This window comes from Kineosporia sp. A_224, assembly GCF_002198655.1.
Lineage (GTDB): Bacteria > Actinomycetota > Actinomycetes > Actinomycetales > Kineosporiaceae > R-H-3.
The window spans coordinates 24,057-47,497 of sequence record NZ_MWLN01000216.1 but is presented as its reverse complement, the minus strand read 5'-3'; the positions used below and the strand labels follow the sequence as shown (position 1 = coordinate 47,497).

Sequence of the window (23,441 nt, the reverse complement as noted above, 5' to 3'; positions counted from 1 at the left end):
GCCGGTCAGCCCGCCGATCAGCCCGCCGCGAGCAGCCGCTCGATCTCCGGGACGAGCGGGCCCGCGTCGTTCACCTCGCGGTCACCGGACATCACCGCCGGTCGGCACGTCGGGTCCACCCGGACGACGACGGGGGGCCCTGCCGGGTAGTCGAACCGCAGCTCGTAGGTCGTCCGTGTCGGCGCGTCCGGGTCGAGCATGCTGCACGACGAGTCCCACTCCGAGGTGCGCAGGTCGTCGAGCAGCGCGAGGAGGCGGCCGTAGTCGGCGGGCTCCACGCTCGTCCAGGTCGCCGAGGTCCCGGCGAAGTCCTGCCGGCAGACCCGCAGCGACGTCGCGCCGGCGGGCACCAGGTCCCGGCCCTGGCCGAGCCGCCCCGAGCGCGGCGCCCAGCACGGTCCGGCCTCGGCCGAGTAGTCGACCGCCCAGGCCTGCCCGCCGACCCAGGTCTTCGCGTCGAACGTCGCGGCGAGCTGGCGGCCGAGGTTCGTGCCCGTCGCGAACCGGCCGTTCCAGCTCTGGTCGCAGCCGTTCGGGTCCTCGTTGCCGGCCACCCAGACGACGCCGTCCGGGTAGGTCAGGCCGAGGAGGAAACGGGTGGTCGGGCCGCCGATGGCGGTGCACGTACGCGGGGCGCCGAGCCGTTCCTCGGGCAGCCACGTGAGGTCGCCCGCGAGGGTGTCGAGCGGTCCCACGAGCACGACGGAGCCGGCCAGCGCGGGCCCGGCCCACGCCGGCGCCCCGGCCCTGAACTCCGCGCCGTCCGCCGGCGCGTACCGGCAGAGCAGCGCCCGCTGCGGCACCGCCTGCGGCACGAGCCGGTCGCCGCCGTCCGGCACGGACGGCGACCCGGGCACCCACGGGTCGCCGGCCCTGTCGACCCTGTCGACCCCGCCGGCCCCGTAGACCTGCGGGCAGGTCGACGCGTCGGTCGCGGCGGCAGGGCCCGGGTCGAGGAACGACGGCGCCCCGGCGCCCCGGACGAGCACCCCGGCCGTACCGACGACGGCGACGACCGCCGCGGCCGCGAGCAGGACCGCCCGCCGTCGGCGCCCGGCCCGGGCGGCGCGCACCCGCTCGAACCGGTCGGGCACGTCGGGCAGGTCCGGCGGCAGCGCCCGGAGCAGGGCGACCAGCGGGTCGGCGCCGGGCCGCTCCCCGCGCGTCCGGGGCAGGTCGTCGGTCATGTCGGGCGGCCCTCCTCGAGGACGTCGGCGAGCACCGGGGCCGTCGGCCCGGCGAGGGCGGCGCGCAGGCGGGTGAGCCCCTTGGACGCCTGGCTCTTCACCGTGCCGACCGAGCAGCCGACGAGGCCGGCGACCTCCTGCTCGGACAGATCCGCGTAGTAGCGCAGGACGACGACCTGCCGCTGCCCCGCCGGCAGGGCCGCGAGCGCCTGCACGAGGACCACCCGGTCGTCGTGGCCGCCCGTCGGGTCGCCGCCCGCGACGTCCGGCAGCCGCCCCGCGGGGACCTCGCCGCGCCAGCGCCGGTGCCGCCACGCACCGGCGGTCCGCACCATGACCTGCCGGACGTACGCCTCCGGCCGGCCCGCCGCGACCCGGTCCCAGTGCGGCCAGGTCCGGGCCAGCGCCGTCTGCAGGAGGTCCTCCGCGGCGCCCGCGTCGAGCGTGAGCATCCACGCGAGGCGCAGCAGCGCGGGCGAGCGCGTCGCGACGAACTCGCGGAACCCCGGCGGACCCTCGTCCACGGCCACCTCCTGCCCCCTAGAAGGGTCTGGACCCCGCACATGGTTGCCCGGCCGCGGCCGTCAGCCGGTCGACCGCCCCCGGTAGTAGGCGATCTTCCCCTCGACGTGCGCGAGGTTCGCCTCGAGCTCGCGGATCCGGCGCAGGACGTCCTCGCGGTGCTCGGCGAGCAGGTCGATGCGGGCGCCGATCGTCGCGTCGTCGTCCTCCCCGACGAGGGTCGCGAAGTCGCGCATCCGCCGGATCGGCATCCCGGTCTCGCGCAGGCACGTGAGGACGGCGATCCACTCGAGGTCGCCCCGGGAGTAGCGACGGCGCCCGCTCGGCGTCCGATCGGTGCGCAGCAGGTGCTCGCGCTCGTAGTAGCGCAGGGTGTCGATGCTCACGCCGGCCTCGCGGGCCGCCTCGCCGACGCTCAGGCCGTCCCGGGCTGGCCTGGATCTGGGCCCGCAGCCCGGTCACGGTGCCGATCCCCGGCGTCCGCACCGTCGCCCAGGCGGAGGCGGACGCCGGGGCGCTCGCGCACGGGCCCCTGACGCCCACCCAGCTCGCCGAGGTGTCCCGGCTGCTCGCCTCCTGACGCAGACCCGTTGCGGCGCATGACCTCTCACGTCATCGACGACGAGAGGACGGCGGCGGCCCGGAGCACCAGGTGGTCTCGCTCCGGCACGTTCGTCGCCAGCCGCGCGGCCTCGGCGTAGGCCGCGGCGGCGGCGACCCGGTCACCCAGGCGCTCGAGGAGGTAGCCGCGGGTGGCGTGCCAGCGATGCCTCTCGCCGATGACGTCCCGGAGCCGTTCCGTCTCGCGCAGGCCGGCGGCGGGGCCGAGGACGTGGCCGACCGCCACGGCCCGTCCGAGCACCGCTGCCGGGTCCTGCGTGACCGGGTCGGCCGTCAGTGCGACCAGGTCGTCGTACCAGGCGAGGATCTGCGGCCAGTCGGTCTCCGCGGCGCCGGCGGCGTCGTCGTGGAGGGCCGCGATCGCCGCCTGGACCTGGTACCTGCCGCGCGGGCGGTCGGCGTCCTGTCGTGCGAGGGCCGTCTGCAGGACCCGCACCCCTTCGGCGGCCATGCGCCGGTCCCACAGGGAGCGGTCCTGCCGGTCCAGCGTGACGAGCCGGCCGTGGGTGTCGAACCGCGCGCGCCTGCGCGCGTGGTTGAGCAGCATGAGGGCGAGCAGCCCGGCGGCCTCCGGTTCGTCGGTCGCCAGCGTCAGCTGGCGGGCGAGCCGGATCGCCTCCGTGGCGAGGTCCACCCGGCCCGAGTGACCCGTGGTGTAGATCAGGTAGAGCACCCGCAGCACGACGGCGAGGTCGCCTGCGCGGTCCAGGGGCCGGCCGCGGAGGGCTCGTTTCGCCCGGCTGATCCGCTGCGCCATCGTCGCCTCGGGCACGTAGCAGGCGTCGGCGATCTCGCGGGTCGTCAGGCCGCCGACGGCGCGCAGCGTCAGCGCCACCTGGGAGGCCGGCGAGAGCGCGGGGTGGCAGCAGCAGAAGAGCAGGAACAGCGTGTCGTCACCCTCCTCCGCAGCGGACGGCGGCGGTTCGCTCGTCTGCTGCTCCCGGCGGTGCCGGGCCGCCTCGCTGCGACGGGCGTCCACGAGCCTCCGCGTCGCCACCGTGGTCAGCCAGCCGCGCGGATCGCGCGGAGGGTGCCCCGGCCAGGTGCGCAGCGCCTCCACGAGCGCCTCCTGCAGCGCGTCCTCGGCGGCGTCGAAGTCCTCGCCCCGGCGCACGAGGGCGGCGAGCACCCGTGGGACGAGGGCGCGCAGCGCGTCCTCGTCCCAGGGGGCCGCCTCCGGTTCAGCCACGGCGCCTCCGCCCCCCGGCGCTCAGGACATCACCTCGCGGACGTCGATCCACTCGTACATCGGCTCCCCACCGGGTCCGGGCTCGGAGGAGACGTACGCGGCGACCTCCAGGGCACGCTCGTGGGACTCGACGTCGATCATGTACCAGCCGGCCACGAGGTCACTGGTCTCGGGGAACGGCCCGTCGGTGGTGACGGGGGCGGCGTCCGGCCCGCGTACCGGACCCAGGTGCGGGCGGGGGTCAGCGCCTGCGCGTCGACGTACTCGCCGTTCGCCTCCAGCATCTCGCCCACGTGCCGGAGGAACGCCATGTGGGCCTCGACGTCCTCCGGGGCCCACTGGTCCATGGGCGGCACCGGGTGCGGCAGCTCCGGTCCCCCGCGGTAGTGCTTGAGCAACAGATACTTCGGCATGGCGGCCTCCTCGTTCGCGCGGCCCGTCGGTCGGGCTCCTTCGTAGAGCGGAGCCGCTGCCGTCTTCTCGACAGTGCAAGGTTTCCATCTGCGGCCAGGAGGCGAGCATGGGGCACCCGCACGTGCCGCGTGACCTGAGACGTCATGGACGGCGCACCGTCTCCGAGCTCGTCGTCGAGACCTTCTAGCCGGCGGACGACGCCACGGCGGCCGCGCTCGCACGGTGACTCTGCGCGCCCATCAGGCCCGTATCTTCACGCAGTGCCACGAACACGGTCCGTTGTCATGACCGAGAGCGCTTGATCCGGCACTGACAGTGGTATCGACCTGTGACCGCGGCAGGCTTCCTCCGCCAAAGACGGCATGGCTATGCTCGCCACGTCGAGGGTTCATTCGAGACGAAACGGGACGGTCCCCATGGACGCTGAACCAACCGGTCACGGCGGGGTTGAGACGGCACGTCCGGCGATCGACGTCACCGTCGCGCACCCGGCCCGGGTCTACGACTACTGGCTCGGCGGCAAGGACAACTACCCGGCCGACAAGGAGGCCGCGGAGAAGGTCATCGCCCTCAACCCCGGCATCGTCGAGGGCGTGCGGAGCAACCGGGCCTTCCTCAAGCGGGTCGTGCGGTTCCTCGTCGGCGAGGCCGGCATCCGGCAGATCCTCGACGTCGGCACCGGGCTGCCGTCCGCGGACAACGTCCACGAGGTGGCCCAGGCCGCACAGCCCGGCACGAAGGTCGTCTACGTCGACAACGACCCGATCGTCAACGTCCACGCGCACGCGCTGCTCACGGGTGAGCCCGGCACGGTCGACTACGTGCACGCCGACATGCGCGACCCCGCGAACATCATGCGCGAGGCCGCCCGCACGCTCGACTACTCCGAGCCGGTCGCACTGATCATCCTCATGACGCTGCAGTTCATCGCGGACGAGGAGGACCCGTACGCGGTCGTCCGCTCGATGCTCGCCGAGCTCCCCGCGGGCAGCTACCTCGTCGTCTCGCACCCGGCGGTCGACGAGAGCGGCGTCGCGAACCGGGCGACGGCGCAGTACAACGAGAAGGTCGCGACCTCGATGAAGCGCCGCACCCGCGAGGAGATCACGGCGTTCTTCGACGGTCTCGAGCTCGTCGAGCCCGGCGTCGTCACCCTCCACGACTGGCGTCCGGACGACGACCCGGACGCCCCGCGCACCAAGTCCCCGGCCCTGGGCGGGGTGGCCCGCAAGGCCTGACCGGGCACCTATGGCTCGGCGCGTGACATATATCGGCTGACTGACTATGGTTCCGCCATGGTCACCGAGATGCGCGACCCCACGGTCTACCTGCTCACGGCCCTGTCGAGCGGCCCGCGGCACGGCTACGCCCTCATCACCGAGGTCGCGGACCTCTCCGACGGGCGGGTCCGGCTGCGCCCGGGCACCCTCTACGGCGCCCTCGACCGCCTGCTCTCCGACGGCCACGTCGCCGTCTCCCGCGAGGAGATCGTCGACGGCCGGCTGCGCCGGTACTACGAGCTGACCCCGGACGGCGCAACGGTTCTCGCCGAGCAGGCCGCCCGGCTGCGCCGGCTCGCCGAGTCGACGACCGCGGCGCTGCGGCTGCGCGGGGCGACGGCATGAGCGCGACGTCACCCGCGGAGGCCGCGTTCCGCCGGCTGCTCCGCGCCTACCCGCGGTCGTGGCGGACGGCGCACGGCGAGGCGCTGCTCGGCGTCATGCTCGACGTCGCCGACGCCGACGGGCGCGACCGGCCGACGGCCCGGGAGGGGACGGCCGTCGTCCGGCACGCGCTGTCGACGTGGGCGAACGCCGCGTCCGACCGCCTCGACCGCAGCGGTGTCGTGCCGTCGTTCGCGGGGATCGGCCCCGCTGCGCTCGCCCTCGGGACGACGCTGGCCGCGGTGTCGTTCCTCTTCGGAGAGTGGTTCCCGGGTGTGCCCCTGACGTGGGCCGGCGACTTCCACGCCGCACCGTTCGGGCCGTTCCCGTCCGCCGGGCCGCTGCTCTACGCGGTCTGGCTGCTCGCGTTCGGTGCCGTCGTCGCAGGTGCCGTCGGGACGGGCCGGCTGCTGCTCGCGCTCGCGGCGGTCGGCGCACCGGTCCTGCTGACGGTGTGCGACCGCGCCGGTGTCGCCCGCCCGCCGCTGCTGTTCCTGTACACGATGGCCCTGTTCGCCGTGGTGGCGCTCGTCGGTCTGCCGAGGCAGGACGGCGCGACGCGACGCCGGCTGGGAGCCGTCGTCGGTGGAGCCACGGCGGCGGTCACCGCGCTGCTCACCGCAGTGACCGCGCTCGGGCTGGCGCTGCCCGCCTGGGACTTCCCTCTCGGTTCGGTCACGCGGCTGGACGTCCGGGACCCCGGCACCGTGGACTTCTTCGTCGGCCTCGGCTTCTACCGCTACTTCGGCCTGGGCACGATCACCCTGCTCGCCACGCCCGTGGTGATCGGCTGGCTCCTCGTCGGCCTCGCCACCGTCTGGCGGCGCCCGGCCCGGGCGCTGGCGGCCGGCCTGCTCGGCGTCCCGGCGGTGTTCGTCGACCCGGGGACGCTCTCGAAGCTCTGGCTTCCCGGCCCGCTCGACGGCGAGGGAACGCTCCTCACGCTCGCCCTCGGCGTGCTGTCCGTCGCGTTGTCGCTGCTCGTCGTCGGCGTCCGGACCGCACGCGCCGGTGCCGCTCCCTCCCCAGGAGCCGCGGCGTGACCGCCGGACCGGACGCGCCCCGGGCCGACCCGGCACCGTGGCGCTTCCGCCGGCTGCTCGCGCTGTACCCGGCGCAGTGGCAGGCGGACCACGGCGACGCGATGCTCGGCGTCATGCTCGACGCGGCCGAGGCCGACGGCCGCGCCGGACCGACTGCGCGAGAAGCACTCTCGGCCCTCGGGCACGCGACGACGCAGTGGCGGTCGCGGTGGCAGGGCCGGCAACGGCACGACGCGGTGCTGCGCTCGTTCGCGGCCCTCGGCCCAGCCGCCGTGGTGAGCGGTGCCGTCCTCGCCGCGCTGAGCCTCGGCTTCGGCGAGCTGGGGCCGATCCTCACGAGGACGCCGACCATGCCGGGCCCGGAACCTCTGCTCGGGTTCACGACGACCGCTGTCGTCGTCCACGTCGTGTGGCTCGTCGCCCTCGTCGCGGCGCTGGCGGGCCGGGTAGGTCCGGCACGCCGGGCCTTCGCCGTCGCCGCCGCGGCGCCCGCACTCGTCGCCGTCCTCAGCGCGCTGACCGCGCTTCCGCAGGCCCGGGTCGGGTTGCTCGGCGGGCTCACGGTCTTCGGGGCTGTGGCCGCGGTGGCATGGCCGGACGCCTCCCGCAGGCATCGCGTCGTCGTCGGGGCAGCCGTGCTGGCCGGGACGGCGATCGGTGCGGCGCAGATCCTCCGAACGGTGGCCTCGTCGAGCAGCCCTGCGTGGGAGTTCACCGGCTACGGCTTCTACTCGGTCTTCGGGCTGGCCTCGCTCGGCGGCATCGCCACCACCGCGACCTGGGCCGTACTCGGTCTGGGGCTGCTGACCGTCTGGCACCGCCCGGGGATCCTCGTCACCGCGGTGACCGTTGGCGGCACGTGGATCGTGGTCACCCATGCCGGGATCGCGGCCCCGGAACCGGGCGCCTGGATGCTCAGGCCGTCCCACCTGCTGCCGTTCGCTGCTCTGCTCGCGATCCCGTTGTCCCTGGCACTGCTGACGACGGCGGTCCGGCTGCACGGCCGCACGGTCCGGGCCTAGACACCGGAACGTGGAGGATCCCGCGGCACATCGCCGCGGGACCCTCCACGCTGACCCGTTCCCGGGTCGGAGAGCCAGGCTCAGATCCCGCTCACCGAGCGGTGCAGGTCACGCAGCCGCCGGAACGCCTGGCGCAGGTTCTCGGTGTCGCCCTGGCCGCCGCCCGCGACGCCGTCCGGGCCGATGCCGGCCTTGGCCATCATCGCGTCGACGGCTTGCTGCACGAGGACCCGGCCCTGCTCGACGGCGTGCCGCGGGTCGTCGACGAAGTCACCGGCGAGCCGGCGCCACGCGTCGTCCGCGGCCGCGGTGTCCCCGCCGACCGAGCCGGTCGTCGACGTCGTCGAGGTCCCCGGTGTGGTCAGCTCCGAGCGCCAGCCGGGCTCGTCGTGACCGTCCGGGCCGCCGAGCCGGGTGCGCTGCTCGGCACCCGCCGGCCGCTCCGGGGCTGCGTCGGCCACATGGCTGCCGGCACCGGGGGGCGGCATCCCCTCGTCGGTCGCCCGCTCACCGGGCTGCCGGTCGTCGGTCGCCCACTCGTCGGGCAGCCGGTGCTCCCCGTCGACCGTGCTGTCGACCGTGCCGTCGACCGTGGTGTCGACGTGCTCCTCGGGCCGCGTCACGGGCATCGCGACGGTCCTGTCCTCATGGGTGCTCACGGTCGGACCTCCCGACGGCCGAGGGCCTCGTCGGTCGACCAGGTGCTGCCGTCCGGCGCCGAACCGTCCCGGGCGTCGACGACGTACGGGGAGTGGGTCGCGTCGTCGGCCGGGTGCCGGACGTCGGCGTCGGCCACCGTGCCGGTGAGCGCGCCGTAGAGCGAGCGGTAGTGGACGAACGCCTGGCGCAGGTCCTCGGTGTCGGCCGCACCGGCCTGCATGTGCCGGGCGTGCGCGTCGTGCGCGGCGCGGTAGTGCTCGACGACGTCCGCGTGGTCGGTCGAGAGCATCGCGGCCCGCTCGGAGAAGTCCTCGACCGGGTAGCCCCGGTCGCGCATCACGGCGGTGACGAGGCCGTCGGCGTCGGCGACCGCCTGGCCGGGCTCGTCGACGAACCGGGCCTGCACACCGGCCCACTGCGTGTCGTAGCGGGCCTTGGCCTCGGGGTCGAGGTCACGGACGTCGAGCTGGTCGCGCCGGTCGGCGAGCTCGGCGAGCTGCGACTCGGCGGAGCGCCGGTCACCGGACTGCGCCACGGCACGGTCGTACTCGGGCCCGAACCGCGACTGCAGGGCGGCGCGGCGCCGGCCCTGCATGACGGTCCAGGCCACCGCGGCGACCACCGCGAGCACGACGAGGACGACGAGCACCCAGACGAGGGGTCTCATGACGGTCTCCTTGAGGGACGGGCGGCGCGGGGCTGCGCCGACACTGCCCGGTGGCGGCCGACGGTGCCCCCCGACACCGTCGACCGCACCCCGGGGCGTCGTCCCAGTACCCCGGGAGCCGGGTCTCACACCCCTCGTCCGAGACCGGCCGCCCCCGAAGGGCGCCGCGTCACGCGTGCCGGACGGCTGCGGCGTCCTGGAGCCCGAGGATCTCCACGGCCTGCGCCCGCATCTCGACCTTGCGGACCTTGCCGGTGACGGTCATCGGGAAGCCGTCGACGACGTGCACGTACCGGGGCACCTTGTAGTGCGCGAGCTGGTCGGCGCAGAACGCGCGCACCGCCTGCGCGGTGAGCGCCTCCCGGCCCGCCTTCATGACGACCCACGCCATGAGCTCCTCGCCGTACCGCACGTCCGGGACGCCGACGACCTGGACGTCGGCGATGTCCGGGTGGCTGTAGAGGAACTCCTCGATCTCGCGCGGGTAGATGTTCTCCCCGCCGCGGATCACCATGTCCTTGATCCGGCCGGAGATGTTCACGTACCCGGCTGCATCCATCACCGCGAGGTCGCCGGTGTGCATCCAGCCCGCGGCGTCGATCGCCTCGGCGGTCTTCGCCGGCTCGTCCCAGTAGCCGAGCATCACCGAGTACCCGCGGGTGCACAGCTCGCCGGCGGTGCCCCGCGGCGCCTCCAGCCCCGTCGCAGGGTCGACGATCTTCACCTCGACGTGCGGCATCACGGTGCCGACGGTCGACGTCCGCCGGTCGAGGTCGTCCTCCCGGCGGGTCATCGTCGACACCGGCGACGTCTCGGTCATCCCGTAGGCGATCGTCACCTCGGCCATGTGCATCTCGTCGACGACGCGCTTCATGACCTCGACCGGGCACGGCGAGCCGGCCATGATCCCGGTGCGCAGCGTCGAGGTGTCGAAGGAGGCGAAGTCCGGGTGCGACAGCTCGGCGATGAACATCGTCGGGACGCCGTAGAGCGCCGTGCACCGCTCCTCCTGCACCGCCTTCAGCGCCAGCCCGGGGTCGAACGACGGCGACGGGATGACGACGCAGGCCCCGTGGGAGGTCGCCCCGAGGTTGCCCATGACCATGCCGAAGCAGTGGTAGAACGGCACCGGCAGGCAGACCCGGTCCTCCACGGTGAACCCGAGCACCTCGGTGACGAAGTAGCCGTTGTTGAGGATGTTGTGGTGCGAGAGCGTCGCGCCCTTGGGGAACCCCGTCGTCCCGGACGTGTACTGGATGTTGATCGGGTCGTCGAACGACAGGGTCGCCATGACCTCGTCGAGCCGGTGGTGGTCGGCCCGGCCGCCCGTCTCCACGAGGTCGGTCCACGACGGCTCGCCGATGTGCACGACCTGCTCGAGCGCGGGGCAGTCGCCGCGGACCGACTCGACCATCGCCCGGTAGTCGCTGCCCTTGTGCTCGACCGCGCTGACGAGCACCCGCATGCCGGACTGGTTGACGACGAACGTCAGCTCGTGGGCCCGGTACGCCGGGTTGACGTTGACGAGGACGGCGCCGATCTTCGCCGTCGCGTACTGGACGAACACCCACTCCGCGCAGTTCGGCGACCAGATCCCGACCCGGTCGCCCTTCGTGACACCCAGCTCGAGCAGCCCGAGCGCCACCTGGTCCACGGCGATGTCGAGCTCGTTGTAGGTCCAGCGCCGCGACGTCGCGCAGTCGACGAGCGCCTCCCGGTCGCCGTACCGGGCGACGGTGCGTTCGAGGTTCGCGCCGATGGTCTCGCCGAGCAGCGGGACGTCGGCGGTCGAGGAGGAGTACGAGGGCAGGGGCTTGCTCAGCACAGCGAACCTCCGGGGCCGGGACGTCGTCGTCGGGCGACGACCATCCTCACCCGGCAGGCGCCGCACCGGTAGTGCAGTTTCTGGACAGCGGACGCCGCCTGCGCCGCTCAGGCGCCCCGGCGACCGACCCGCAGCGCCAGCCGCACGCCGGCGACCAGCGCGGTGAGCGGCGACAGGAGGGCGCCGAGCAGGAGCAGCTCGGCCGGGTGCAGGCCGAAGAGGCTGCCGCCGCCGAGGTAGAGGGCGACGGCGAACCCGGCCCAGAGCACGACCGGGCCGGCGACGAGCACGGCGGTGACCCGCGTGTCCCGACGGCTCCAGACCGGGGAGCCCGCGGCGAGCGCGAGACCGACGAGCGGGCCGAGCACCGGGACGACGAACCCGCCCCCGACGAGCGCGAGGACGGCGAGCACCTCGAGCGCGCTCCACCCGGCGGGTGCCGCCTGAGGTACGGCGGACGCGACCGGCGCGACGGGCGGGACGAGGTCCGGGCCCTGCTCGGCCGCGACGACGTCCTCCGGGTCGCCGAGCCGGTCGAGCGCGGCGCGGACCGTGACGTCGTCCGCCGCCTCACCGAGCGCCGCGGCGACGTGGTCGCCCAGCTCCGCGGCGAGCTCGGCGCGCCGGGAGGCCGTTACCCCGGCCGCGCGCGCCGCGGCGTCCAGCCGGGCGAGCCAGTCCACGACGAGGGGGTGCGTCACCCCCACGGACATCACTGGCCCCGGCGGTTCAGCCGGACGGCGAGATAGGCACCGGCGATGACGGGGCCGAGCAGTGCGACGACGAGCACGGGCAGGACGACGAGCGAGCCGACGAACACGACGTTCCTCCGGAGGGCAGACGGGTCAGGGAGCGGGGACGGCGGGGGCGGTCTCGACGACCGGTGCCGGCACGGTCGAGTCGAACGTCGTGCTCGAGCTCGTCGGCACCGCGACGAGGACGGCGAGGGCGCCGGCGACGAGCACGGCCACCGGCAGCAGCGTGAGCACGGTCGCGACGACCTTCTCGCGGCGGGTCCAGCGCTCGGAGACCCAGGCGAGGACGAGCCCGACGAGCGGCCCGACGACCGGGACGACGACCGTCCCCGCCGTGAGCAGCAGGACCGCGGCGATCTCGAGCCCGCCCCACGGCGAGACCCGCGGCGCCGGCCACGGCTGCTGCCCGGGCGGGCCGGTCTGCCAGACGGGCGCGGCAGGTGCGGCGGACGCGGCGGACGGCGCCCCGTCCGCCTCGGCGGCGACGATGTCCGCGGGGTCGCCGAGCCGGTCGAGCGTCTCCCGGAGGGCGGCCTCGTCGCCCGCACCGACCGACAGCGCGTCCCGCAGGTGGTCGCGGATCTCCGCGACGAGCTCCTCGCGGCGCCCCGGCGGCAGCGCGGCCGCCGCGTCGTCGAGGCGCGCGAGGAACCGCGTCACCTCCGGGTGGTCCAGGCCTACCGACATCATGCGCTCCTCCCGGGGCCGGGCTGCTCGCCCGTGCCAGTGCTGCTCGTGACGGTGCCGACCTGGCCGCCGTCCGTACCGCCGGCCGCCGTGGCGACCCGTCCCCTCCCCGGGCCGGGCGCCGGCGTCGTCCCGAGGACCCGGTCGACACCGTCGCGGAACCGACGCCAGTCGACGACGAACCGTTCCAACGCCGACCGGCCGTCGGCCGTCAGCGCGTAGTACCGCCGCGGCGGGCCGGCGTCCGACTCCTGCCACGTCGTCGTGACGAGACCGTCCTTGCGCAGCCGCGAGAGCAGCGGGTAGATCGTGCCCTCGCTGGTGAGCAGGCCGTCGGCCTCGCTGAGCTCGCGGACGAGGTCGAACCCGTACCGCGGCTGCCCGCGGAGCAGGGCGAGCACGCAGTACTCCAGCGCGCCGCGGCGCAGCTGGGGCAGCACCTGCCGTGCCTCACCCGGTTCCATGCGTCACAAGGTAGCCGCCGGTACCGTGCGACGCAAGCATCCGATGCAGCCGGAGGGTCCGACCGGGCGGTCCGACCGGACGGTCCGACCGGACGGGGCGGCCGGCCGGGCCCGTCAGTCCGCCGGACGGCGCAGCGCGAACGCGAGCAGGACGCCCGACACGGTCGCGGTGACGGTCTGCGCGACGACGACCGCGACGCCGGAGACCGGCCGCAGCCCGAAGGGCGCGAGGACGGCGACCGCCACCACGACCCGGGTCCACGGCCGCCACCGCGAGGACAGCACGGCGAGCAGCGCCCCGAGCGTCGGGAGCACGAGCGGGACGGCGAAGGCGCCGCCGACGAGGCACAGGACGGCCCACACCTCGAGCGGGCGCCAGGCGGCCTCGTCGGCGACGCGCACGGGTGAGGACGGGCCGAGGGGTGCTGCTGCCGGGGTCATGACCGCTCCTGCCGACGGGGCGGACCACCGGGGCGGCGGTCCGCGGACGACGTCGGGGCGGCGACGGGCAGGTCGCCCTGCCGGCCGGATCCTCTCGCACCGGACGCCTCCCGGGCCAGACCCGGTAGCGTCGCGCCGTGCGCATCGGTCTCATCATCCTTCCCCAGCGTCCGTGGTCCGAGCAGGCCGACCAGTGGCGGCGGGCCGAGGCGGACGGCTACGACCACCTCTGGACCTACGACCACCTCACGTGGGACCCGCTCGAAGGAACCCCCTGGGGCGCAACGGTTCCCACCCTCGTCGCGGCCGCGACGGTGACCCGCCGGGCGCCGCTCGGCACCTGGGTGGCGTCCCCGAACTACCGGCACCCGGTGCCCTTCGCCCGCGAGCTCGCGGCCCTGGACGACATCAGCGGCGGCCGTGCCGTCCTCGGCATCGGGGCCGGCGGCACGGGCCACGACGCGCGGGTGCTCGGCGAGCCGGAGCTCACGCCCGGCGGCCGCGCCTCGCGCTTCGAGGAGTTCGTGGACGTCCTCGACATGGTGCTCACCGGGGCGTCGACGACGCACGACGGCTCCTCCTACCGCGCCGTCGACGCGCGGACGACCGTCGCGTGCGTGCAGCGTCCCCGGCTGCCGTTCGTCATCGCGGCGAACGGCCCCCGGACGGTCCGGCTCGCGGTCCGCCGCGGCGAGGGCTGGGCCACGACGGGCACCCTGCGGCGCAGCGAGGCCGGCACCGACGACGCCTGGTGGGACGGCGTCGCGCGGCTGTCCGACCAGGTCGACGAGGCCCTCGCCGCCGACGGCCGCGACCCGGCGACGTTGCGCCGGTACCTGTCCGTCGACGCCGCGCCGACCTTCGCGCTCGTCTCGGCCGGCTACCTCGCCGAGGTCGTCGGCCGGGCCGCCGCGCTCGGCTTCACCGACGTCGTCGCGCACTGGCCGCTGCCCGGCGCGCCCGTCTACGACGCGCCCGAGTCGGTCCTCGACGACGTCGCCGCGATGCTGCCCGACCTGCAGAAGGTCGAGCCCGCGCGCCGCTGAGCGCACGAGCGCCGCACAGATCGAACCGGACACCGCCCGGCGACGTGTCCCGGGAGCCGACGCCCGTCGGCACAGGCCTCCCCGGGGAGCGACGCATGTCCACCCATCCCGATCCCTCCGCACCCTCCTCCCGCGCAGCCGGTGGGCGGCGCGGCCGTCGCGCTGCTCGCCGCCTCCGCCGCGTTCGCGGTCTCCCCGGCCAGCGCCGGCGACGACGGCGCCGGTCTGCTGCTTCGCTCCGGCGTCGCCGGGTCGACCCCGCCCGCTGCGGGCGGGCCGGCCCTGTTCACCGTCAACCCCGGCGGCCGGCCCTGGGTCGCCGGCAGCGAGAGCAAGGTCGTCGTGACCCGTGACGGTCTGCTCGTGGCGAAGGTCCGGGGCCTCGTCATCCCGGGCAACGCCGTGCCCAACCCGGTGCCGGCGCTCGCCGCGAGCCTCGTGTGCAACGGCAAGGACGGCGCGCTCACCGTCGCGGTCCCGTTCGACACCGCCGGGGACGCGGACATCCGCGCGACCGTGGACGTGCCGCAGCCGTGCGTCGCGCCCGTCGTCCTGCTCCACCCCAACGGGGCTGCGGGCACGTACATCGCGGCGACCGGCTGACCGGCCGGTCCACCGGTGCGGCGGGCCGTCGTCGACGCCCCGCCGCACCGACCCGCCCGGCCGCCCGCACCCCGACCGCGTACCGTTGTACGGATGCCCCCCGCCCGCCGTGACGCACCGCGCAGCCTGGCCGACGACCTGCGCCGGCGGGACGACGGCGCGCTCGCGCGGCTCCTGGCGCGCCGTCCCGACCTCGGCGTCCCGCTGCCGGCCGACCTGACGACCCTCGGCGCCCGGGCGACGAGCCGCGCGAGCGTCCAGCGGGTTCTCGACGGGCTCCCCGCACCTGCGCTCCAGGTCGTCGAGGTGCTCGCGGTGCTGCCCGAGCCGACGACGACCGGCGAGGTGAGCCGGCGCTGGGGCGCGCCGGCCGGGGACGTCCTCGACGACCTGCGCGACCTCGCCCTCGTCTGGGGCACCCCACGCGCCCTGCGCCTGGTCCGGACGGCGCGGGACGTGCTCGGCGCCCACCCCGCGGGCCTCGGCCCGCCGCTCGCGGAGGCGCTCGGCCGCCGGAGCCCCGCACGCCTGGCCGAGCTCCTCGAGGACCTCGGGCTGCCCGCGACCGGCGATCCGGAGACCGCGCTCACCCGCCTCGCCGAGCACCTCGGCACCGCGGACGCCCTCGACGCCCTGCTCGCCGGTGCCCCGGACGGCGTCCGGACCGTCCTGGACCGGCTCGTCTGGGGGCCGCCCGTCGGCGCGCTCCCGGACGCCGACCGCGCCGTCCGGCGGGCGAGCGCGACCGGCCCGGTCGAGTGGCTCCTCGCGCACGGCCTGCTCGCGGTCGCGGACGCCGGCCACGTCGTCCTGCCCCGCGAGGTCGGCCTCGTGCTGCGCGGCGGGAAGGTGCACCGGACCACGGTGACCGGCCCGCCCGCCCTGACGGTCCGGGACCGCTCGAAGGCCGCGGTCCGCGGGACGGCCGCCGGGGCCGCCGCGGAGGCCGCCCGGCTCGTCGAGGCGCTCGGTGAGCTGTGGGGCACGACGCCGCCGCCCGTGCTGCGCTCCGGCGGGCTCGGCGTCCGCGAGCAGCGCCGGACCGCCCAGGCGCTCGAGGTGGACGACGCCACCGCGGCACTCGTCGTCGAGGTCGCCTACGCCGCGGGGCTCGTCGCCGACGACGGCGAGGCCGACCCGCACTTCGCGCCGACCCCCGCGTTCGACGGCTGGCTCGCGCTCGAGGTGCCCGACCGCTGGGCGGTGCTCGCCGGAGCGTGGCTCACGACGACGCGCTGCCCGGGCCTGGTCGGCACGCGCGACGAGCGGGACGCCGTCCGCACGGCCCTGTCCCCCACCGTCGAGCGCGCCTCGGCACCGGAGGTGCGGGCCCTCGTCCTGCGCACGCTCGGCGAGGCGAAGGCGTCGGCGTCGGACGCCGCGGCCGTCGTCGACCCCGCGTCGGTGCACGCGCGCGTCGACACCGCGGCCCCGCGCCGGACCGGCCGGATGCGGTCGCTGCTCGTCGACCGGGCGCTCGTCGAGGCGGCCTGGCTCGGCGTCACCGGGGCCGGCGCGCTCGCCGACCACGGTCGTGCCCTGCTCGGCCCGCCGGACGCCCAGACCGCCTCCGCCGCAACGGGTCCGGGCGGCTGGCCGGCGCTCGACAGCGCCGACGCGCTCGCCGCGGCGGCCGACGCGCTGGCCGCCGTCCTGCCCGAGCCGGTCGACCACGTCCTGCTGCAGGCGGACCTCACCGCCGTCGCCCCCGGCCCGCTCGAGCCGGGGCTCGCCCGCGACCTCGCGCTCATGGCGGACGTCGAGAGCCGCGGGGGTGCCACCGTCTACCGGTTCACGCCGGCCTCCGTGCGCCGGGCCCTGGACGCCGGCCGCACCGGCGACGACATGCTCAGCGGGCTCACCGCCTGGAGCCGGACCCCGGTGCCGCAGCCGCTGGAGTACCTCGTCACGGACACCGCCCGGCGGCACGGCCGGGTCCGGGTCGGAGCGGCGGGCTCGTACATCCGCTGCGACGACGAGGCGGCGCTGTCGGAGGTGCTCGCCGACAAGCGGGCCTCGACGCTGCGGCTGCGCCGGCTGGCGCCGACCGTCGTCTCGGCCCAGGCCGGCCCGGACACGGTGCTGCAGGTGCTGCGCTCGATGGGCCTGGCGCCCGCCGCCGAGAGCCCGGACGGCGCGCGCCACGATCCGCTCCGACATCGGCGAGGGCCCGGAGCTCGCGCCGATGGACCCGGCCGGGGTGCTCGCGATCCTGCGGGACGCCGCCGCCGACCGCAGGCCGCTGTGGATCGGCGTCGCGGACGCCGGCGGCACCGCCTCCCGGCGCCTCGTCGACCCGCTGCGCGTCGACGCCGGCCGGATCGAGGTCTTCGACCGCGGCGCCGAGCAGGTCCGCACGCTCTCCGTGCACCGGGTGTTCGGCGTCGCACCCGCCTGACGGCGGCCCGCCCGCCCGCTCCGCTAGGGTCCGGGCGTCGGCACGAGGGGGGCACGGTCATGGCTGGGGAGTCTGCGGGCGAGCCGCACGGGGTTCCGCCGTACGGGTCGCCGCCGCCCGCGTCCGGGCCACCGCCCGGCCCCTACGGGCCGCCGTCCGCTCCCTACGGGCCGCCGTCCGCTCCCTACGGGGCGCCGTCCCCGCAGTACGGGCCGCCGGTCCCGTACTACGGCAGCCCGCCCGGCTACGGCCCGCCGCCCGGCTACGCGTTCCCCCGGCCCACACCCGCGTCGATGATCGTCCTCGTCGTGCTGTCGGCCCTCGCCACGACGTCCTGCTACTTCACCCTGGCGGGCCTGCCCGCCGTCATCCTCGGCGCGATCGCACTCAGCCGGAACGCGACCGACCCGCAGCAGGCGCAGCGGCTCGCCCGCACCGGCTGGATCGTGCTCGGAGGCGTGTCCGCGTTCATCGTGCTCGCGGTCGCCGTCGTCGTCGCGGTCTCCATGGGGACCGGCGGCTGACTACCTGAGCAGCTCGAGCAGGCTGGACGGTCGGAAGCCCGCGACGAACTTGTCACCGACGAACACCGTCGGCACCATCCGGATGCCCTTCTTCGCCAGCTCCCCGAGCAGGCTCGGGTCGTCGGTCGTGTTGAGCTCGGTGTACGCGATGCTCTTGTCCTCGAGGATCTGTCGGTACCGGGCGCACAGCGGGCACCCGGTCGCCGAGTACAGCACGACGGTGGACATGGTCGGTCTCCTTGCAGGGGGGGGCGGAGGCGGGCGGGGTCAGGCGGTCGTGAGGGCCGGGTTGCAGTCGGCGTTCCGGGGCCGGGGCGGCGAGGTGTACTGGGCGAAGGTCCGCCCGGGCTTGTGGAGCGACTGCAGGACGCGCAGGATCTCGTCGATGCTGCGGCCGACCCGGTCGTCGTAGACGGTCTCGAAGCGGACGACCCCCTCGGGGTCGACGAGGAACACCGCGCGGGCCGCGCAGCCGTTCTCGTCGAGGACGCCGTACGCGCGGGACACGGCCTGCGACCGGTCGCTCGCGAGCGGGTAGTCGAGCGTCCCGATGTGGAACTCCATCCACGCGATGTGCGCGAAGACGCCGTCGGTGCTGACCCCGAGGACGTCGCAGCCGAGGTCGGCGAACTCCGGGAGCGCGGCGTTGAGCGCGAGCATCTCCGTCGGGCAGACGAACGTGAAGTCCGACGGGTAGAAGAACAGCAGCAGCCAGCGCCCCTGGTAGTCGGCCAGGGTCGCCTCGTGCTCGAGGGTGTTGGGGTCCTTGGTGGTGAGCATCCGGAAGTCCGGTGCCGGCCGGCCGATCAGCATCGCGTCTCCTGGGAGGGAACGGGGCGGGGTGCAGGGACCGCGGCAGACTCCGGGTCACTGTGGTCTGGGGGGGCGCTCGTGAGGCCGCCCTCGGCGGCCGCGTCGGCCGCCTCGCTCGTGGAGAGCCACCGCTCGGCGTCGAGGGCCGCCATGCAGCCGGAGGCGGCCGCGGTGATGGCCTGCCGGTACCGGGCGTCGACGACGTCCCCGGCGGCGAAGACACCCTGGACGGACGTCGCCGTCCCGCCCGGGGTCGTGACGATGTGCCCGCTGTGGGTCTTGAGGTAGGGAGCGAAGAGCGCGCTCGCCGGCTCGTGCCCGACGGCGACGAAGAGCCCGTGGACGTCGAGCCGGGCGCGGTCGCCGGTCGTGAGGTGGCGCAGCGTCACGGCGCTGAGGCACTCGGTCTCGTCGGTGACGAGCTCGTCGACGACGGTCGGCAGGACGATGTCGATCCGCTCCTCGTTGCGGACGGCGTCCTCGACGATCGACTCGGCGCGGAACTGCCAGCGCCGGTGCACGAGCGTGACCTTCGCGGCGATCCGGGCGAGCTGCAGGGCCTCGCTGAGCGCCGCGTTGCCGCCGCCCACGACGACGACGTCCTGCCCCTCGTAGAAGGCGCCGTCGCAGATCGCGCAGTAGGCCACGCCGCGCCCGACGAGGTCGTTCTCCCCGGGCAGGCCCAGGGAGCGGGGCTTGGAGCCGGTCGCGACGATGACGGCGTCCCCGGTGAACAGCCCACCGGCGGCGACGACGACGAAGGGCCGCCGGGAGAAGTCGACGTCGATGACGTCGTCGACGACGATCCGGGTGCCGAACTCCTCGGCCTGCTCGCGGATCCGCCAGGACAGGTCGGCGCCCGTGATGCCCGGTGCGCCCGGGAAGTTCTCCACCCGGGCGGACTTGGCGATCTGGCCACCGGCCTCGAAGCCCTCGATGCAGATCGGCTCGAGGCCCGCGCGGGCCGCGTAGAGCGCCGCGGTGTACCCGGCCGGGCCGCCGCCGATGATGACGAGCCGGCTGTGGTCAGGCTCCTGCACCTGCCACCTCCGTCGCCGTCCCGGCCTGCGCGTTCACGATCAGGTGGTCGGCCTGCGCCCGGGTGAACTTGAGCGGGCCACGGGACTCCTACCCTGGGTGGAAGCAGACGCCCCCGGCCGACGTTGGCACCGGACGTCCCCCCACGGAAGGCACCACGTGACCGACGGACCGCTCATCGTCCAGTCCGACAAGACCCTGCTCCTCGAGGTGGACCACCCCGCGGCCGACGCCTGCCGCCAGGCGATCGCCCCGTTCGCGGAGCTCGAGCGCGCCCCGGAGCACGTGCACACCTACCGGCTCACCCCGCTGGGCCTGTGGAACGCCCGGGCCGCGGGGCACGACGCCGAGCAGGTCGTCGACGTCCTCCTGGAGCACTCGCGCTACCCCGTGCCGCACGCGCTGCTCGTCGACGTCGCCGAGACGATGGCCCGCTACGGGCGCCTCCAGCTGCTCAAGCACCCGACCCACGGGCTCGTCCTCCACGCGATCGACCTGCCCGTGCTCGAGGAGGTGCTCCGGAGCAAGAAGGTCATCCCGCTCGTCGGCGCCCGGATCGACCGTGAGCACGTCGCCGTCCACCCGAGCGAGCGCGGGCACCTCAAGCAGGTGCTCCTCAAGCTCGGCTGGCCCGCCGAGGACTTCGCCGGCTACGTGGACGGCGAGGCGCACGCGATCGACCTCGCCGAGGACGGCTGGGTGCTGCGCGACTACCAGCGCCAGGCCGTCGACAACTTCTGGCACGGCGGCTCGGGCGTCGTCGTGCTCCCCTGCGGTGCCGGCAAGACGATCGTCGGTGCCGCGGCGATGGCGAAGGCCCGCGCGACGACGCTCATCCTCGTGACGAACACCGTGTCGGCCCGGCAGTGGCGCGACGAGCTGCTCAAGCGGACCTCGCTCACCGAGGAGGAGATCGGCGAGTACTCCGGGTCCCGCAAGGAGATCCGCCCCGTGACGATCGCGACCTACCAGGTCATGACGACCAAGCGGAAGGGCGTCTACAGCCACCTCGAGGTCTTCGACGCCCGCGACTGGGGCCTCGTCGTCTACGACGAGGTGCACCTGCTCCCGGCGCCGATCTTCCGGATGACGGCCGACCTGCAGGCCCGCCGCCGGCTCGGCCTCACCGCGACGCTCGTCCGTGAGGACGGCCGTGAGGGCGACGTCTTCTCCCTCATCGGGCCCAAGCGGTACGACGCCCCGTGGAAGGACATCGAGGCCCAGGGCTACATCGCCCCGGCCGACTGCGTCGAGGTCCGGGTGACCCTCCCGGAGCGGGACCGGCTGCTCTACGCGACGGCCGAGCCCGAGGAGCGCTACCGGCTGTGCTCGACCGCCGAGCAGAAGTCGAAGGTCGTCGAGAAGCTCGTCGCCCAGCACAAGGGCGAGCCGACGCTCGTCATCGGCCAGTACCTCGACCAGCTCGACGACCTCGGGGAGCGGCTCGACTGCCCCGTCCTCAAGGGCGACACGACCGTCAAGGAGCGGCAGCGACTCTTCGAGGCGTTCCGCCAGGGCGAGATCACGGTCCTCGTCGTGAGCAAGGTCGCGAACTTCTCCATCGACCTGCCGGAGGCCTCGGTCGCCATCCAGGTCTCCGGGTCGTTCGGGTCCCGCCAGGAGGAGGCCCAGCGCCTCGGCCGGGTGCTGCGCCCGAAGGCGGACGGCCGCTCGGCGCGGTTCTACGCGATCGTCGCCCGCGACACCCTCGACCAGGACTTCGCGGCGCACCGGCAGCGCTTCCTCGCCGAGCAGGGCTACGCCTACCGGATCGTCGACGCGGACGACGTCCTCCAGGCCTGACTGTGGGCCGGCCGGCGCCCAGACGACTCACAGGTAGTGGTCATCGGGTTCCGAGCCGGTCGCGGGACAGTCGGGGCATGACCACCCATGTGCTCCACGTCGTCCGGGCGTTCTCGGCGCAGCCGACGCTCGGCGACGCCCTCTCGGCAGCGCTGCCGGGCGGGGCCGACGTGCACGAGGCGCCGCTCGCCGAGGCCCTGGTGTCGCACGACGTCCCGGACGTCGTGTGGGTGAGCAGCGCCGACGCCCCGACCGTCGACGCGGTACGGGCGCGCTTCCCCGCTGCGGCGGTCCTCGCGACGCTGCCGGCGCGGGCGTCGACGGCTGACGTGGTCGTGCTGCTCGCGCACGGCGCCGACCTCGTCCTGCGGGACGAGGGCGTCGTCCTCGGCGCGGCCGGGATCGTGTCGCTCGCGCGCCGGCGGCCGCTGGCGTCGACGTCCTGACGGCCCTGTGCCGCGGATCACAGGCCGCGACGCCGCACGACAACCTGGCGGATAGGTCCCCCACAGGAACCTCTCAGGTTCGGGCCCCACGGTTGATCTCAGGAAGCAGCCGCACCCGGCGGCCGCACGCCATGCCTCCAGGAGCCTGACGATGACCATGACCGCTGACCGGCGGCCGCTCGGTACCGGTGACCCCCGGTACAGGCCCGCGGCCGTCGTGCCGACGTGGAGGTCCGTGCGGGTGCCGGCGTGGTGGCGTGACCTGGTCGGGTCGTCGACCTGGGCGAGCATGCTCGTGGTGGTCGGGCTGTGGGTGGCCGGTGGCGGCCTGCAGGACCTCGGCGGGTGGGCGTCCGGGCTGACCAGCATCGGCCGCCTCACCGGGCTGGTCTCGGCGGACCTGCTGCTGGTGCAGGTGCTCCTGATGGCCCGGATCCCGCTCGTGGAACGCTCCTACGGCCAGGACGAGCTGGCCCGCCGGCACCGCCTCGTCGGGTTCACCTCCTTCACCCTGATGGCCGCCCACCTGCTCTTCATCACCCTCGGGTACGCCGCCCAGTACTCGACCGACCCGGTCGCCGAGCTGTGGTCGTTCGTCGTCGACTACCCCGGCATGCTCCTGGCCGCCGCCGGCACCCTGCTGCTCGTCCTGGTCACCGTCACCAGCATCCGCAAGGCCCGCAAGAAGCTGCGCTACGAGTCCTGGCACCTGCTCCACCTCTACGCCTACCTCGGCGTCGGCCTCGCCCTGCCCCACCAGCTCTGGACCGGCCAGGAGTTCCTCTCCAGCACCGTCGCCACCGTCTACTGGTGGACCCTGTGGGCCGCCGCCGCAGCCGCCGTCCTCGTCTACCGGGTCGGGATGCCGGTCTACCGGACCCTGACCCACGACCTGCGGGTCACCCACGTGGTCCGCGAGAGCCCCGATGTCGTCTCGGTCCACATGCGCGGCCGCCACCTGCACCGGCTCCCCGTCGCCGCCGGCCAGTTCTTCAGCTGGCGCTTCCTCGACGGCCCCGGCTGGACCCGCGCCCACCCGTACTCCCTGTCCGCCGCACCCACCCCCAGCACCCTGCGGATCACCGTCAAGGACCTCGGCGACGACTCCCGCCGGCTCGAGCACCTGCGCCCCGGGACCCGGGTCGCCATCGAAGGGCCCTACGGCCGCCTCCACGAAGGCGTCCGCACCCGGCGCAAGGTCACCCTCCTCGCCTCCGGCATCGGCATCACCCCACTGCGCGCCCTGCTCGAGGAGCTCCCCGCCGCCCCCGGCGACATCACCCTGGTCTACCGCGCCCGCGACACCGGTGACCTCGTCCTCAAGCACGAGCTGGACGCCCTCGCCGCCGCCCGCGGCCACCGCGTCTACTACGTCCTCGGCCCCCGCGCCCGCCGCCGGGACGGAACCCCCTCCTGGCTGCCCGCCACCGCCGCGCACCTCACCGACGCCCAGGCCCTCACCCAGCTCGTCCCCGACATCGCCCACCACGACGTCTACCTCTGCGGCGCAGACACCTGGATGGACGCCGCCCGCACCGCCGCCACCACCGCCGGCGTCCCCAGCACCCACATCCACGACGAACGCTTCACCTGGTAAGGAGAACGGCAC

At 75.1% G+C, this 23,441-nt stretch carries 23 protein-coding genes and 3 pseudogenes; 11 read left to right on the top strand and 15 right to left on the bottom strand.

The window, feature by feature from the left end:
• Positions 1 to 17: 17 nt before the first annotated feature.
• Genes EDJALFJO_RS27695 through EDJALFJO_RS27685 form a run of 3 tightly spaced genes read right to left on the bottom strand, consistent with a single transcriptional unit; the run spans position 18 to position 2,128 of the window.
• A complete protein-coding gene (locus EDJALFJO_RS27695) occupies positions 18 to 1,187 on the bottom strand; it encodes a hypothetical protein (protein ID WP_088289552.1) in 1,170 nt (389 codons plus the stop codon).
• Positions 1,184 to 1,711 (bottom strand): SigE family RNA polymerase sigma factor, encoded by a 528-nt coding sequence (locus EDJALFJO_RS27690; protein WP_088289551.1) that lies wholly within the window; start codon positions 1,709 to 1,711, stop codon positions 1,184 to 1,186. The genes EDJALFJO_RS27695 and EDJALFJO_RS27690 overlap by 4 nt, the downstream gene beginning before the upstream one ends.
• A 60-nt stretch (positions 1,712 to 1,771) precedes the next feature.
• A complete protein-coding gene (locus EDJALFJO_RS27685) occupies positions 1,772 to 2,128 on the bottom strand; it encodes a MerR family transcriptional regulator (RefSeq protein WP_088289550.1) in 357 nt (118 codons plus the stop codon).
• 8 nt (positions 2,129 to 2,136) lie between these two features.
• Here EDJALFJO_RS27685 and EDJALFJO_RS36575 point away from each other — a divergent pair.
• Positions 2,137 to 2,289 (top strand): annotated as a pseudogene (locus EDJALFJO_RS36575) (aldo/keto reductase); the annotation flags it as partial.
• A gap of 27 nt (positions 2,290 to 2,316) precedes the next feature.
• Here the strand turns inward: EDJALFJO_RS36575 and EDJALFJO_RS27680 are convergent.
• Both EDJALFJO_RS27680 and EDJALFJO_RS27675 read right to left on the bottom strand, forming a co-directional pair.
• Positions 2,317 to 3,519 (bottom strand): RNA polymerase sigma factor, encoded by a 1,203-nt coding sequence (locus tag EDJALFJO_RS27680; protein WP_198950714.1) that lies wholly within the window; start codon positions 3,517 to 3,519, stop codon positions 2,317 to 2,319.
• A 21-nt stretch (positions 3,520 to 3,540) separates the two neighbouring features.
• Positions 3,541 to 3,932: pseudogene (locus tag EDJALFJO_RS27675) on the bottom strand (YciI family protein).
• A gap of 417 nt (positions 3,933 to 4,349) precedes the next feature.
• Between EDJALFJO_RS27675 and EDJALFJO_RS27670 the strand changes: the two are divergent.
• From EDJALFJO_RS27670 to EDJALFJO_RS27655, 4 genes are read left to right on the top strand one after another with little or no spacing between them, the layout of a single operon-like run.
• On the top strand, positions 4,350 to 5,171 hold the full coding sequence (locus EDJALFJO_RS27670) for an SAM-dependent methyltransferase (RefSeq protein ID WP_088289549.1): 822 nt from the start codon (positions 4,350 to 4,352) through the stop codon (positions 5,169 to 5,171).
• 57 nt (positions 5,172 to 5,228) lie between these two features.
• The gene (locus EDJALFJO_RS27665) at positions 5,229 to 5,558 is read left to right on the top strand and encodes a PadR family transcriptional regulator (RefSeq protein ID WP_088289548.1); all 330 of its coding nucleotides are present in this window, start codon (positions 5,229 to 5,231) and stop codon (positions 5,556 to 5,558) included.
• Complete coding sequence (locus EDJALFJO_RS27660; protein ID WP_088289547.1) at positions 5,555 to 6,640, top strand: hypothetical protein; 1,086 nt, start codon at positions 5,555 to 5,557, stop codon at positions 6,638 to 6,640. The genes EDJALFJO_RS27665 and EDJALFJO_RS27660 overlap by 4 nt, the downstream gene beginning before the upstream one ends.
• Complete coding sequence (locus EDJALFJO_RS27655; protein WP_088289546.1) at positions 6,637 to 7,662, top strand: hypothetical protein; 1,026 nt, start codon at positions 6,637 to 6,639, stop codon at positions 7,660 to 7,662. Before EDJALFJO_RS27660 ends, EDJALFJO_RS27655 begins: the two co-directional genes overlap by 4 nt.
• 80 nt (positions 7,663 to 7,742) lie before the next feature.
• On the opposite strand, the gene EDJALFJO_RS27650 is transcribed toward EDJALFJO_RS27655, so the two are convergent.
• The 7 genes and pseudogenes from EDJALFJO_RS27650 to EDJALFJO_RS27620 form a co-directional block, all read right to left on the bottom strand.
• Complete coding sequence (locus EDJALFJO_RS27650) at positions 7,743 to 8,321, bottom strand: hypothetical protein (protein ID WP_088289545.1); 579 nt, start codon at positions 8,319 to 8,321, stop codon at positions 7,743 to 7,745.
• Positions 8,318 to 8,989 (bottom strand): hypothetical protein, encoded by a 672-nt coding sequence (locus tag EDJALFJO_RS27645; RefSeq protein WP_198950713.1) that lies wholly within the window; start codon positions 8,987 to 8,989, stop codon positions 8,318 to 8,320. The genes EDJALFJO_RS27650 and EDJALFJO_RS27645 overlap by 4 nt, the downstream gene beginning before the upstream one ends.
• Positions 8,990 to 9,158: 169 nt before the next feature.
• Positions 9,159 to 10,811, bottom strand: a complete 1,653-nt coding sequence (locus EDJALFJO_RS27640) for an AMP-binding protein (protein ID WP_088289562.1) — start codon at positions 10,809 to 10,811, stop codon at positions 9,159 to 9,161.
• Positions 10,812 to 10,921: 110 nt separating this feature from the next.
• The gene (locus EDJALFJO_RS27635; RefSeq protein WP_088289544.1) at positions 10,922 to 11,515 is read right to left on the bottom strand and encodes a hypothetical protein; all 594 of its coding nucleotides are present in this window, start codon (positions 11,513 to 11,515) and stop codon (positions 10,922 to 10,924) included.
• Between the two features lie 144 nt (positions 11,516 to 11,659).
• A complete protein-coding gene (locus EDJALFJO_RS27630) occupies positions 11,660 to 12,256 on the bottom strand; it encodes a hypothetical protein (RefSeq protein ID WP_088289543.1) in 597 nt (198 codons plus the stop codon).
• Positions 12,257 to 12,387: 131 nt separating this feature from the next.
• A pseudogene (locus EDJALFJO_RS27625) lies at positions 12,388 to 12,720 on the bottom strand (PadR family transcriptional regulator); the annotation flags it as partial.
• Between the two features lie 114 nt (positions 12,721 to 12,834).
• On the bottom strand, positions 12,835 to 13,161 hold the full coding sequence (locus EDJALFJO_RS27620; protein ID WP_143448825.1) for a hypothetical protein: 327 nt from the start codon (positions 13,159 to 13,161) through the stop codon (positions 12,835 to 12,837).
• A 137-nt stretch (positions 13,162 to 13,298) separates the two neighbouring features.
• Between EDJALFJO_RS27620 and EDJALFJO_RS27615 the strand changes: the two genes are divergently transcribed.
• The 3 genes from EDJALFJO_RS27615 (at position 13,299) to EDJALFJO_RS27605 (ending at position 17,732) form a co-directional block, all read left to right on the top strand.
• Positions 13,299 to 14,207 carry an LLM class flavin-dependent oxidoreductase gene (locus EDJALFJO_RS27615; protein WP_088289540.1) on the top strand — a complete coding sequence of 303 codons (909 nt, stop codon included), beginning with the start codon at positions 13,299 to 13,301 and terminating at the stop codon, positions 14,205 to 14,207.
• A 141-nt stretch (positions 14,208 to 14,348) separates the two neighbouring features.
• Positions 14,349 to 14,810, top strand: a complete 462-nt coding sequence (locus EDJALFJO_RS27610; protein ID WP_088289539.1) for a hypothetical protein — start codon at positions 14,349 to 14,351, stop codon at positions 14,808 to 14,810.
• A 93-nt stretch (positions 14,811 to 14,903) separates the two neighbouring features.
• Positions 14,904 to 17,732, top strand: coding sequence for a helicase-associated domain-containing protein (locus EDJALFJO_RS27605; protein WP_198950712.1), 2,829 nt, complete (start codon positions 14,904 to 14,906; stop codon positions 17,730 to 17,732).
• Here EDJALFJO_RS27605 and EDJALFJO_RS27595 read toward each other — a convergent pair whose 3' ends face one another.
• The 3 genes from EDJALFJO_RS27595 to trxB are packed head-to-tail and all read right to left on the bottom strand — an operon-like array spanning position 17,733 to position 19,585.
• A complete protein-coding gene (locus EDJALFJO_RS27595; protein WP_088289537.1) occupies positions 17,733 to 17,960 on the bottom strand; it encodes a glutaredoxin in 228 nt (75 codons plus the stop codon).
• Between the two features lie 39 nt (positions 17,961 to 17,999).
• A complete protein-coding gene (locus EDJALFJO_RS27590; protein WP_088289536.1) occupies positions 18,000 to 18,545 on the bottom strand; it encodes a peroxiredoxin in 546 nt (181 codons plus the stop codon).
• The gene (gene trxB, locus EDJALFJO_RS27585) at positions 18,539 to 19,585 is read right to left on the bottom strand and encodes a thioredoxin-disulfide reductase (RefSeq protein WP_088289535.1); all 1,047 of its coding nucleotides are present in this window, start codon (positions 19,583 to 19,585) and stop codon (positions 18,539 to 18,541) included. Before trxB ends, EDJALFJO_RS27590 begins: the two co-directional genes overlap by 7 nt.
• Positions 19,586 to 19,742: 157 nt before the next feature.
• On the opposite strand from trxB, the gene EDJALFJO_RS27580 reads away from it, so the two are divergent.
• The 3 genes from EDJALFJO_RS27580 (at position 19,743) to EDJALFJO_RS27570 (ending at position 23,429) form a co-directional block, all read left to right on the top strand.
• A complete protein-coding gene (locus EDJALFJO_RS27580) occupies positions 19,743 to 21,386 on the top strand; it encodes a DNA repair helicase XPB (RefSeq protein ID WP_088289534.1) in 1,644 nt (547 codons plus the stop codon).
• Between the two features lie 77 nt (positions 21,387 to 21,463).
• Positions 21,464 to 21,832, top strand: a complete 369-nt coding sequence (locus EDJALFJO_RS27575; RefSeq protein WP_143448823.1) for a hypothetical protein — start codon at positions 21,464 to 21,466, stop codon at positions 21,830 to 21,832.
• 151 nt (positions 21,833 to 21,983) lie between these two features.
• Positions 21,984 to 23,429, top strand: a complete 1,446-nt coding sequence (locus EDJALFJO_RS27570) for a ferric reductase-like transmembrane domain-containing protein (protein ID WP_088289532.1) — start codon at positions 21,984 to 21,986, stop codon at positions 23,427 to 23,429.
• The last annotated feature ends 12 nt before the right edge of the window (positions 23,430 to 23,441 follow it).

Excerpts from the sequence above, each read along its gene's own strand:
- EDJALFJO_RS27695 (WP_088289552.1), bottom strand. The coding sequence starts at position 1,187 with ATGACCGACGACCTGCCCCGGACGCGCGGGGAGCGGCCCGGCGCCGAC.
- EDJALFJO_RS27670 (WP_088289549.1), top strand. The coding sequence starts at position 4,350 with ATGGACGCTGAACCAACCGGTCACGGCGGGGTTGAGACGGCACGTCCG.
- EDJALFJO_RS27665 (WP_088289548.1), top strand. The coding sequence starts at position 5,229 with ATGGTCACCGAGATGCGCGACCCCACGGTCTACCTGCTCACGGCCCTG.
- EDJALFJO_RS27660 (WP_088289547.1), top strand. The coding sequence starts at position 5,555 with ATGAGCGCGACGTCACCCGCGGAGGCCGCGTTCCGCCGGCTGCTCCGC.
- EDJALFJO_RS27645 (WP_198950713.1), bottom strand. The coding sequence starts at position 8,989 with ATGAGACCCCTCGTCTGGGTGCTCGTCGTCCTCGTCGTGCTCGCGGTG.
- EDJALFJO_RS27630 (WP_088289543.1), bottom strand. The coding sequence starts at position 12,256 with ATGTCGGTAGGCCTGGACCACCCGGAGGTGACGCGGTTCCTCGCGCGC.
- EDJALFJO_RS27620 (WP_143448825.1), bottom strand. The coding sequence starts at position 13,161 with ATGACCCCGGCAGCAGCACCCCTCGGCCCGTCCTCACCCGTGCGCGTC.
- EDJALFJO_RS27605 (WP_198950712.1), top strand. The coding sequence starts at position 14,904 with ATGCCCCCCGCCCGCCGTGACGCACCGCGCAGCCTGGCCGACGACCTG.
- EDJALFJO_RS27595 (WP_088289537.1), bottom strand. The coding sequence starts at position 17,960 with ATGTCCACCGTCGTGCTGTACTCGGCGACCGGGTGCCCGCTGTGCGCC.
- EDJALFJO_RS27590 (WP_088289536.1), bottom strand. The coding sequence starts at position 18,545 with ATGCTGATCGGCCGGCCGGCACCGGACTTCCGGATGCTCACCACCAAG.
- EDJALFJO_RS27575 (WP_143448823.1), top strand. The coding sequence starts at position 21,464 with ATGACCACCCATGTGCTCCACGTCGTCCGGGCGTTCTCGGCGCAGCCG.
- EDJALFJO_RS27570 (WP_088289532.1), top strand. The coding sequence starts at position 21,984 with ATGACCATGACCGCTGACCGGCGGCCGCTCGGTACCGGTGACCCCCGG.